7 protein-coding genes are annotated in these 11,293 nt (G+C 42.7%); 2 read left to right on the top strand and 5 right to left on the bottom strand.

The window, feature by feature from the left end:
- Position 1: 1 nt before the first annotated feature.
- The 3 genes from GQR89_RS09190 to cls form a co-directional block, all read right to left on the bottom strand.
- A complete protein-coding gene (locus GQR89_RS09190) occupies positions 2 to 2,644 on the bottom strand; it encodes a TonB-dependent receptor (RefSeq protein ID WP_158769771.1) in 2,643 nt (880 codons plus the stop codon).
- Between the two features lie 682 nt (positions 2,645 to 3,326).
- A complete protein-coding gene (locus GQR89_RS09185; protein ID WP_158769770.1) occupies positions 3,327 to 4,100 on the bottom strand; it encodes an endonuclease/exonuclease/phosphatase family protein in 774 nt (257 codons plus the stop codon).
- Between the two features lie 59 nt (positions 4,101 to 4,159).
- Positions 4,160 to 5,614: a cardiolipin synthase gene (cls, locus tag GQR89_RS09180; protein ID WP_158769769.1), complete on the bottom strand. Its 1,455-nt coding sequence runs from the start codon at positions 5,612 to 5,614 to the stop codon at positions 4,160 to 4,162.
- Between the two features lie 48 nt (positions 5,615 to 5,662).
- On the opposite strand from cls, the gene GQR89_RS09175 reads away from it, so the two are divergent.
- Both GQR89_RS09175 and GQR89_RS09170 read left to right on the top strand, forming a co-directional pair.
- Complete coding sequence (locus tag GQR89_RS09175) at positions 5,663 to 6,121, top strand: hypothetical protein (protein ID WP_158769768.1); 459 nt, start codon at positions 5,663 to 5,665, stop codon at positions 6,119 to 6,121.
- Positions 6,122 to 6,602: 481 nt separating this feature from the next.
- Positions 6,603 to 7,514 (top strand): SGNH/GDSL hydrolase family protein, encoded by a 912-nt coding sequence (locus GQR89_RS09170; protein WP_158769767.1) that lies wholly within the window; start codon positions 6,603 to 6,605, stop codon positions 7,512 to 7,514.
- A 213-nt stretch (positions 7,515 to 7,727) separates the two neighbouring features.
- On the opposite strand, the gene GQR89_RS09165 is transcribed toward GQR89_RS09170, so the two are convergent.
- Positions 7,728 to 8,420 carry a VIT family protein gene (locus GQR89_RS09165; RefSeq protein WP_158769766.1) on the bottom strand — a complete coding sequence of 231 codons (693 nt, stop codon included), beginning with the start codon at positions 8,418 to 8,420 and terminating at the stop codon, positions 7,728 to 7,730.
- A gap of 235 nt (positions 8,421 to 8,655) precedes the next feature.
- Complete coding sequence (locus tag GQR89_RS09160) at positions 8,656 to 11,196, bottom strand: plasma-membrane proton-efflux P-type ATPase (protein WP_158769765.1); 2,541 nt, start codon at positions 11,194 to 11,196, stop codon at positions 8,656 to 8,658.
- Positions 11,197 to 11,293 lie beyond the last annotated feature (97 nt).

Raw genomic sequence — 11,293 nt, 5'->3', positions numbered from 1 at the left:
ATTAAAAGCGCTTATGTAATGTTACCCCAAACGTAGCAGGATCAGATATATAGGCGTTGAGTTTGCCTTCTTGCAGGGGGGTGTTGAAATCTATGTGATTAAGATATTCCTCGTCCAATACGTTACGCCCCCAAAAGACCAAGTCCATATCGTATTTTTCGAAGTTCATAAAAAAGCGCAAATTAAGCAAGTTGTATGAATCTTGAACCGCAAAGGGATCATTGCTGCCGTCCAAAACGATGTCGCCGGTGTAACTAAATTCGGCTACCACATAAGCGTTGATATCATCTCGAATAGCAAAATCTTTCTTGACCTTAATCATCGCATAGTCTTCAGGCTCGCCACCTGGTCGATCACCTGAACGGTCACAATATGGATTAGGGGCTGCCGGATCGGTGCTTTCCTGTCCTGGATCAGCTATACCAGTATGCCAGGTATATGCAGTCCAGCAATTTCCTCGCATAAAGTTATCGTATTCAGCATTGACACGAGCGTAAACAAAATCGACTTGTACCGTGTCTGTTGGTAACCACGTCAACTCGATTTCCAAACCTGAGGTCTTATAATCACCTGCATTTTGCAGATTAAAGCCGGTGCCCGTAAATGTACTGGCTTGTATATCATCTACTACAGTTGAGTGAACAGCAACATTGACCCGCAAATCATGTGCAGGGAAGTCTTTCTTAAGACCTAGTTCGAAAGCCCGCGAGGTTTCCGCCCCAAAAATAGGATCAAAACCCTCTGCTATCCTATCCGTATTCGTTCCACCAGACTTATATCCGGTACCGTACGACGCATAAAGCAAGGTATTCCGGTCTGGGAAGTAACTCAGTTTTAAGGTCCCAGTTACTTGATCATCGCTTAACGAATCTGCAATATCTGACCTGTTTGCGGTAATAGCACCAAGAGGATTAAACCCCCACCCTACACTTTGAAATGGCGTTAAAGCAGTAAGAGCCGCCTGCCCTTCGGGGCTAGTAATATCAATAACATTCGTTTGAATGCCCGTTAATACATTTCCAGCCACCGCGGCGCCATAAAGTAGTGTATCTGGAACAATTGAAGTCGGATTTTCAGGATCACCCACAGAAGTAAAAAACGTAGGGAATAAGGAATCGTCCGCTAAATTCTCAGTAAAGACCGTTGATAAGTCTTTACTTTCATCGGTGTAGCGCAAACCAGCGGTGAGGGTAAACTTTTCAGTTAGTTGATAATCAACCTGCCCGAAAATCGCATAACTTTCGTGTGTTTGTTTAGCAATGTGATCAAATGTCGAAAAAGCAGGCGCAGGTGCAGCCGACGCAGCAATAAGCCCATTAGTTGAAGCACTCAGGCTATCGATGCCAGCAAGTAAGTCGTTAAACGCTCCTTGAGCGAAGCCTGACAGAAAAAACTCATTGAATTGCTCCCCCGTGTACAAGCTGTAATCCAAATCTAGATTCTGATGAAAATAGTAGGCGCCGAGTATGCCCGACATGTTTTCACCGTTATAATCAATGCGTAACTCTTGAGAAAAAGAGCGCTGTTGTGAATCATTGCGAGTGCCAAACAAATCGGCATCGGTAAAGTCACTATCAATATTGTCAACAGAGTCAAAGTTGCGATAAGCAGAAATCGATACCAACGTGTATTGTTTATCAATATTCCAGTTAATCTCAGCTGACAAACCACGATCTTTCATGCTTGACTCTGGTAAAAACGAAAGCGCAACCTCTCGCTCAAAAAAATCATCGCCGTCAAAAATAGTCGCGTTAAATGGCGCTTGTGATAGCAAACTATCCGAACCAAATTTACCTTCAATTCCAGTCGCTTTAGCATTACTCATCTGTACTGGAGCAGCGCAGCATACTTCATCTATCTCTGAATAATCTGCAATGATTCGAACGGATACATCTTTATTTGGCGTATATAGGGCTTGTAACCTGCCCCCCCAACGATCTCTATCATTTAGTACGTCATCACCGAAGTTAACATCGCTAACAAAGCCGTCACGTTGACTACCAAAGCCCGTAAAACGAAAAGCGAGAACATTATCAATGGCAGAAATTGATGCAGCACCGGAATAATTCACTAAGCCGTAATTACCGACTGTTGCTTCGACAAAATTGTTAGCGCCAATATGATCAGGGGCTACAGTACGGATCAACATTGCACCTGATGGCGTATTTTTACCAAATAAAGTTCCTTGAGGACCGCGTAGCACTTCTACAGCTTCAATATCGACGAGGTTGTTGACCATAGAGCTCTGACGTGCACGATAAACTCCATCAACATAAAGCCCAACTGACGACTCTAAACCAAAGTTCTGTGAAGAAGTGCCAATTCCACGTATTGAAAAGCTTGAATTAGTCACATTCTGCGTTTGAAATGCCGATGACGCCGGCACACCCGCTGTAACATCAAACACATCTTGTAGCACAGCTTCAGTCATCTGCTTACCGGAAATAGCACTAACTGACACAGGCACTGCTTGCATATTTTGTTTTCGTTTTTGCGCTTTAACCGTAATAGTTTCTAGGCGTAATGTTTCTACTTCTTCTTCAATTTCCTGAGCACAAACAATTGGGATCGTAAGGCCCAAAGAAAGTGTAACCAATACCGCAATCGGATTTCTTATAAATTTAGGGGGTGCTATTTTATCCATGTGTGTGTCCTTTTCCTGGCAGTTTATCGTTTTAAATCGATTTTTCGTTTAATTTTTGGCTGGTCACCGTATGCGCACTACGCGCAACATTTACCAACGTTTTCTATTGAAAAAACCTAAGGCTGCATGTTTATAATTCTGAGTTGAATCATTCAGATAAAGCAAACATAGTTGCCTGAAAATCCACTTTCCAATCATTATTACGGGTAGGAAGACTGTTATTGCAACATCGAAAAAGTATAAAATTTTGGCGGTATTGAGATGTTTTGACTCGTTCATTACGAAACGATGGATGAGCAATACATCAAAGATATAGAGCTCGATCTGGGGGATAATACCCAGAGGCGCATTTAACGATGTTTTAAATTGCATGCTGTTATCCTTAACAATCCATATTAAGCGAAGTAAATAACACCTGTAGCTATCATGACATTACTGTTTGTAATACCCGTCTGACCCTTTAAATTCACCTTGAATATCTAGTTGATAAATAAAATTTCACATAGATAAAAATAGGATCCAAATAGCGCGAATGAAGAGCGTACGAAACACTAAGAGTATAGCTTTTCGTCAGCAGTGGTTGGCAGTATAAAATAAGCCTGTCTTACCTATCATCAGTAAAACACCTCTACAACGCATTGTTAAAATGGCCCCTATGGGATCAGTAATAATCAAACCTAGGTTACTTTATAGCAACTGGATTTAGTGTATGCAACGACAAGCTGATTGGATAATGATCAGAAGAGTGAATATTCGTATGCACGTGGGCATTCACAACCTCTAATCCGCGAAAGTAGATATGGTCAAGATGCTGAAATAAATGGTTTAACCTAGGCTTACGGTCCATTTTCACCTCCTCTAACGAAAACGACATTGCGAGCTGATTAAAATAGCGCAATCTTTTCCCATTCCAAGTATTAAAATCACCGGCTAACAATATGGGCCCATTGTGATTCTCCAACGTGTGGAAAACTTGATCCAAATGCGCCCTAAATTTTTCGAAAGAAACAAAGTTAATAAGATGGGAGTTCACTACGAGCAACGACTGCCCTAATGTGGGTAACGGATATAAAGTTGCTAACAACATTTTTTTTGTCTGTGAAACAGGTTCACTATACTTTGACACCGAAAAATAATGTTGCTGCGCCGCAACAGTCGATCCCGTTTTAACACCCGTTACAATATTCGTTTTTACGTTCTTGAAACTACGCGCCATCATCCACTGATGCTGTAACGACTTTTTAAAATCGATATCAAAGGGGGAATTTAATATCGCTTCCTGCAAAAGAATTAAATCTTTGTCACACGTGAGTGTTTTGAAATCTTCTAACCAGCCCTTTTTTTTGCATTTAAAAACATTCCACAGCAGTAGCTCAATGTTTGGCCCCATCACTTGGTTGGGTGCATGCCCCATTATTTTTAAGGATTCCACTGGACTATAACGACTCTTAAGCATGAATATCTTGGCCTTTAACAAACAGCATTACAGTGAGATTTACTCGTTTATGGACCTTATCAAAGATAAGGTGAAAATAAACGAAACAAGTTGTTGCGAATTTTCTTATAGGACGGTAAATCGTTAATTCCCTCTTGCGAAACCTGTAATGTATTTTGTTTTTTCGAGTTAAAAAAAGCGCTCAACTTGGCATTTAGTTGTTTATCAAAACATTCTAGATTGATTTCAAAATTGAACTCCAAACTTCTGGCATCCCAGTTGGTGGAGCCCACAAATGACCAAATATCATCGATAACAACAATTTTACTGTGGTCAAACGGCCTTTTGTTTTTATAAATTTTTACACCATGTTCAATTATGCGCGAGAAATTTGCTTCCATCACCCAATCCACAAAAGGAATGTTACTGTGTTGAGGCACAATTATTTCCACTGATACACCGCGCAATGCAGCTGCGTGTAGAGAAGTCATTAATGTCTGGTCTGGTATAAAATAGGGGGTCATAATTTTCACACTGGTTTGGGCGCAAACTAATGCGTTAACCAAGGTCCAACGTATTTTATTATGGTCTTCATCTGGACCATCTTGAATGACCCGGGCGACAACCGGTTTATTGCTTGGTTGCTTCATTGCATTTTGCACGAAAGAGGGAAATTCAATTAATTCACCCGTCGCAAAAAACCAATCTTCTACAAATACCTGGCTAATCTGATCAATCACCGGCCCCATCACTTTAAAATGAATATCATCAATGGGGTGTTCTGCCGATTTCACCTCATTATCTTTACTTATATTCATCCCACCTACATAGGCCACTTCACCATCTACGCAGAGTATTTTTCGGTGGTTTCGTAAATTAATAAAACGAATACTGGTAAGCGAAATGGCAGGTAAAAAACGAGCAGTCTTTACCCCTAGTTTCTTTAACGCTCTGTCTGATTTATGCCAGCTATAGCCAATGCCAACACCGTCCAATAAAACGTTAACGATAACACCTCGTTGATGCGCATCAGACAAAGCATTTACAAATTGACGTCCAAGTGAATCGCAGTCGAATATATAACTCGATAAAACGATATAGCGTTTCGCGCTATGAATAGATTGAATCATTTCAGGGTAAGCTGTATCACCATTAATCAGCGGTTCAACGCTATTATCTGAAACATAGTCAACGGGATGGATGGTATGTCCTGCAATGATTGCCGGATGCCAATGATTAGGTAGATGGGGTATTTTATTAGGTTTTTCTTGAGAGCGAAAATCTTGCTTAAGTATTTGTGGATGTTTTTTCTGCGCTGAGCGTTTAATACGGTTTATACCAAACAGCCAATAAAATAGACTGCCCACGACGGGCGAAAATATAACCAATCCAATCCACGCTAATGATGTTCGTTCGTTTTCTTTGAACAGAAGTACATGTAACGATGTCATAATGGACAAGCCAATATGCAAAACAACTATTATGGTTACCCAATGGATGTTAATCCATTCAACCCATTCTTCAACTATTTGCATAAAATCCAACTCAAATAATGTGCATCTAAATCAATTTCGGAAAACAAAGTGCTAACAGAATATTACAACAATATTGCAACCTATTTAACTGAGACATTTGGCGCAAATTTTATATTCTTAACCATTTTGCTAACGACAACGGTTTCTATTGGTTATTTTATATTGATGAGTTACATCATTACACACATGGATAAACGATACTTTATCCGTAGAAGGATCAAAGATAATAAGGCTAGCATTCTTCCTCATCTATCGGTGGGCAAAAGCAGTATAATCTTCATCGTTAAAATGGCAAAAATTATCGTTGGCATAGGCTTGGTCGTATGTGGGATCATCATGTTGGTTTTACCTGGGCAAGGTTTAATTACCATGTTAATTGGTCTGAGCTTGATCCCCTTCCCAGGTAAAAACAAACTCGAACAGAATCTTCTTGCGAAAAAGTCAGTCAGATCGTCCTTGAATTGGATCCGCGCTAAAGCCAATAAAGAACCCTTCATTTTTGATTAATTTACAACCGTTTTATGAATAGTGGTAAAACGCAAACCGTGACCTTATTTTAGACTGAATTTGTCTACTTCACATTGCCGTCCAAGCGTCTTTAAGCCGTTATTTAGGCGTAATTTAAAAGACATAAAATCTGTTTTTAAGCAATATCTTCGGACTGACAGTCGATACATATGAGGTTGACCGCTTATTAAATACTCTTCATAAGAACGGCTATATGTAGCTGATAAAAGTGATAAGCCATTCTTCAATACGCACAAACTTAAAACGCTTAAAAAGTGTCCGTTTTTTTTCCACTTATCCTCTTTAATCGAGTTAAGTAATTGATTTTACTAGAAGGCTCGAAATTTGCATTGCTTCCATTAGCATGAAAACTTCTATGCGCTTTGGAGGTATTCTTGGCTGATGCGTATCCGCGTGGGGTACAAATAACAATAAATTCTACATGGCGTCATCTAGTTAAGGCGCGCCTAAAGGTAATTTAATGAAAATAATAACCAATCCACTCGCTAGAGGTCTCATTTTTTTTGGGAGCAAAGTAAAACAAACCATTTCTTTAACTGCGGCTTCTCTGCTACTAGTTGTCAGCGCGACAGCGTCAGCTACACCAATCAGCAGCCTTAATATTTTCGGCGATTCGCTGTCAGACACAGGAGCACTTACTTATCTTGCCCCAGCAGCGTGTCCTCCAGATCCCTATTCTGAATGTCGATTCTCCAATGGCCCGGTTTGGGTTGAACTTCTTGCAGACGAGCTAGGCTTATCTGCCGCTACCGCTTATGCAGGCGGTTCGAATTACGCTATCGGCGGGCAAAGATCTGATAATGTTCTTGAACAACAAATCCCTGGATTTCTGGCACAAAATGGTGGCGTCGCAGACCCTGATGCACTCTACGTTATTTGGGCTGGAGGTAATGATTTTCTGCAGAACGATCCGGTTGGCTCTTACAGCCCACTTAGTGCTGTCACTAACATCGTCGATAGTGTTTTATCTCTCTCAGCAGCAGGTGCAATGGACTTTTTAATTCCCAACCTGCCTATCGCAGATCCTTGGGCTTTCGCCTTTAATTCCGCGTTAGCAAGTAGTCTTGGCACAATTGGTGGCGGATTAAACATTACTCAAGTCGATGCGTTCAGTACCTTTCTTGACATAACGCTTAACCCGAATGATTATCCATTCACTAACGTATCAGAACCTTGTTTTGACGGCGTTACCGCTTGTGCAAATCCTGATGAATACTTGTTATGGGACCAAGTACACCCTACCGCAGCCGGCCACCAGTTTATTGCGGCAGCGGCACTTGCGGCCTTACCTGTATCGGAGCCAGCCATGCTGGCTATTTTCAGCATTGGATTAATTGGACTGATGCGCACAAAACGTAAAATCTTAGCCTAAAAAATATAGTGGAATAACAACTAGCCCTCTACGGAGGGCTTTTTTGTTTTAGCTGAATAGCTACACTCGACACGCACTTATGTTTCCTATAGCTAGGTCAATATTAACCCACCAAAATCACTATAGGCGTGTTCTTGTCACGAGAGATTCTAAACACGTAGATAGCTTTACAGATCCCATACTCCTTGCTTAGCGTTATACAAAATAAATGACTCAGCGAATTGTTACATTAAAAGCAAGGCCAACCAACGCTGTCGCAACCATTGCCAATGACCCCCAAAAGGTCACTCTAGCGACACCGGTTATAATTTTGGCCCCGCTCAGATACGCAGATACAGCACCCAACATGGCCAGAAAAACCAGTGACAATAAGGCAATAATCAAGGACAAGTTATCTGCTGAGTAAAAATATGCAGTGAGCAAGGGCAAAACTGCACCGAGGGTAAAACTCAGCGCCGAGGCAAACGCTGCAGATAATGGATTGGCTGACGTTAGCTCAGAAATACCGATATCATCCCTAGCATGTGCACCAAGGGCATCGTGAGCCATCAATTGTTGCGCTACCGTCACAGACAACGCCTGCTCAACTCCGCGCTGTTGATATATTTTTGCCAACTCGATTACTTCTGACTCGTAATCACTTTCAAGTGATTGCTTTTCTAGTAATAGATCCGCTTTTTCTGTGTCAGCTTGAGCACAAACCGATACGTACTCACCAGCCGCCATGGATATCGCCCCAGCAACCAGACCTGCTGTGCCGGCGACTACGATGGAAATATGGCTAGAATTAGCAGAGGCGACGCCTATAATCAGGCTTGCCGTTGATACAATGCCATCATTTGCGCCAAGTACCGCCGCTCTCAACCAACCCACTCGATTCTGGCGATGAGGTTGCGAATGGGACATCAGGTAGTTTTCCTTAAATCGTTTTTAGTTTACGTTAACACCAACAATTCAAATAACTAAGCATCATTAGCATTACTATTTTACACTCCCACAGTATGCGGCTAACCATTCTATGTTTTGATACATACTATCCAAAAAAAATCATTCGCACGGAGCATTAGTTAAATTGATCAGTGCGGGTAATGCCAAAGTTGAGCAATATTGTTGTAATCGTTGCTATCCCACCACAACCTTATTAATTTACTTTGGGTATGCCATTTGGCGGCGGGTTTTGCAAAGTGTCAGATCTAGGTTTTTCTGGCGTCTTTTTGACAGGATCGAATATTCGATAAGCCAATAACTTTACTCGATCATTAACGAGGAACCACAACAGTGCATATCCCCACACAAACCCCGCCCATCCCCAGCCCAATGGCGTCATAAACACACCATAAACGGCTATTAAAGTTGCCACTATTTGCGTACCCAGTACTGCGGTCCATAGAATTTTTGCTGGGCGTATCGACCAGAACGGCTTACGTGTTCTTGTTAGGAAAATAGTTAGGTGGCCGGCTACTGACAGTTTTAAATACATCAATGTCTGGATGTGCGCCCGGTCGAGATGAAACACGCGTTCACCAAGATAGAATAAACCAAAGGCAGAGATGACACCCATGACACCTAAGACACTTGACACACCCAGCACCATTTTCATGTTCCATTTCTCTGGCTGATTTTTGTAGTGTACCTTGTCATACGCAATGGACAATATTGCGCCGTCGTTGAGCAGGGCTAACATAACGATCATCACTGCAGTAAGCGGGTAAAAGTTAAACACAAGGATCGCAAGCGTCATGAATAGCAGTACGCGGATCGTCTCGGTGATACGATATATCGCATAGCTGTTCATCCGCTGGAAAATCCGCCGACTTTCTTTTATCGCATCTATAATCACCGCCAAACCTGGGGTGGTTATCACTATGTCCGCTGCTGCACGTGCTGCGTCTGTTGCTCCTGAGACCGCAATCCCACAGTCGGCTTTTTTAAGCGCGGGCGCGTCGTTCACGCCATCGCCGGTCATACCCACGATGTGGCCGCGCTTTTGCATTACATCAACAATGTGATATTTGTGTTCGGGAAACACTTGAGCGAATCCGTCAGCGTTCTCTATAGAATTGGACACTTCGGCGCTTTCTAGCTTTTCTGAGTCTCCCAAGCCCGTGGCGTTGAGAATGTTTGAACCCATGCCTAAATCTTTAGCGGTTTCTTGAGCGATAGCCAAGGCATCACCGGTCACCATTTTAACTTTTACACCCATTGCCAACGCCGCAGCGATAGTCGCTTTAGCATCTTCCCGCGGTGGATCAGACAGGGGTAAGACTCCCAAAAACTGCCATTGTCCATCCCCCTCGTCGCGTGCTACGCCCAGCGAACGAAAACCACGCGCCGCGAATTCATTCACTGCTTTTTCAACAGCTTCATTCACTTGACTTGCATTAGCCGACAGTTTCAAAATGACTTGCGGTGCCCCCTTGGTCACCTTGAATGTTTTTCCCTCTTTGTTTTTAACGGTGGCTTCTGTACGTTTATGGACTGGGTCGAACGGCTGAAAATGCACCACCTCATATGCACTTAACGCGTCCTCAGTTTTTAATCCACTGAGCACCGCCAGATCAATAGTGTCGTTATTTTCTGCGCGCGACGCCAATGCGCCGTTAAGGATGACATCCTCTGCATCAACGTCGTTTACCCCAAACGGATTGCCCAATTTTAATTTATTTTGGGTCAAAGTGCCGGTCTTGTCTGAGCAAAGTAAATCCATGCCAGCCAGTTCTTCGATGGCCACCAACTTGCTAACAATAGCCTTTTTTCTAGCGAGCAAACGCGCGCCAACTGCCATCGTGACCGACAATACTGTTGGCATCGCCACAGGTATTGCAGCCACTGTCAGCACTAGAGCAAACTGAATAGTAGTAAGTATCGGGTCACCGCGTAATATAGCGACCGTAACAATTAACGCTACCAAAGCTATCGCCAAAATAATCAAGTAATTACCAATCTTCAACACTGCCTTTTGGAAATGACTAACAGAATGTACTTCCTTTACTAATTGAGCGGTCTTGCCGAAGTAAGTTTTCTCGCCAGTGGCATAAACCAACGCTCCAATTTCGCCTCGGCGAATAATAGAACCGGAAAACACAGCGTCGCCAGATTTAAGCGTAGTGGGTAATGACTCTCCCGTTAAAGCAGATTGATCAACCTCGACACTGTCGCCTTCTAACAAACGCGCGTCCGCCGGCACAATATCACCTAATCGCATGCGTATTATGTCACCGGGCACCAACTCTCGAGCGGGAGGAGTGATCCACTTTCCGTCGCGCTTCACACGCGCTTTGCTCGCAAGTTTATCCTTTAAAGCCTCGATCGCATTACCGGCTTGGCGTTCTTCCCAAAAGCCAATTACGGCGTTGGTCAAAAGTAAAATAAGGATAATAAAGAAATCCGGCCAGTGTCCGACCGCGGCTGAAAGAATAACCGCAACTTCGATCATCCAAGGGATAGGCCCCCAAAAATAGCTGAGAAATTTTAGGAATAGATTGGTCTTCTTTTCTTGGATCTCATTGGGCCCGAATTTGCTCAAGCGTTTCGTTGCGTCCAGTTGCGTAAGACCTTCAGGCGTCGTCCCTAATATTTTTTCCACCTCACTGATGGGCAAAGTCTTAAGATCGTCATGAGTTCCTGATGATTCACCGTTTTCCAGCCCCGGTGCTTTGGATTGGTGAGCATTAGTTTTCATATTATTCGTCTTCTCATAATGTTGAATTGTAGAAATTAAATGCTTTATCCTCGCTTTTAGCAGATGTTCCCAACAGCTTCTGACAATACAATTAAAG

The sequence above is a fragment of the Paraglaciecola sp. L1A13 genome (genome assembly GCF_009796745.1).
Taxonomy (GTDB): Bacteria; Pseudomonadota; Gammaproteobacteria; order Enterobacterales; family Alteromonadaceae; genus Paraglaciecola.
Note: the sequence above shows the minus strand (reverse complement) of the source record. Positions and strands in the feature narration are given on the sequence as shown.

Bases quoted from the DNA above. Each gene is read 5' to 3' on its own strand.
- GQR89_RS09185 (WP_158769770.1), bottom strand. From the start codon at position 4,100: ATGCTTAAGAGTCGTTATAGTCCAGTGGAATCCTTAAAAATAATGGGG.
- GQR89_RS09160 (WP_158769765.1), bottom strand. From the start codon at position 11,196: ATGAAAACTAATGCTCACCAATCCAAAGCACCGGGGCTGGAAAACGGT.
- cls (WP_158769769.1), bottom strand. From the start codon at position 5,614: ATGCAAATAGTTGAAGAATGGGTTGAATGGATTAACATCCATTGGGTA.
- GQR89_RS09170 (WP_158769767.1), top strand. From the start codon at position 6,603: ATGAAAATAATAACCAATCCACTCGCTAGAGGTCTCATTTTTTTTGGG.
- GQR89_RS09165 (WP_158769766.1), bottom strand. From the start codon at position 8,420: ATGTCCCATTCGCAACCTCATCGCCAGAATCGAGTGGGTTGGTTGAGA.
- GQR89_RS09190 (WP_158769771.1), bottom strand. From the start codon at position 2,644: ATGGATAAAATAGCACCCCCTAAATTTATAAGAAATCCGATTGCGGTA.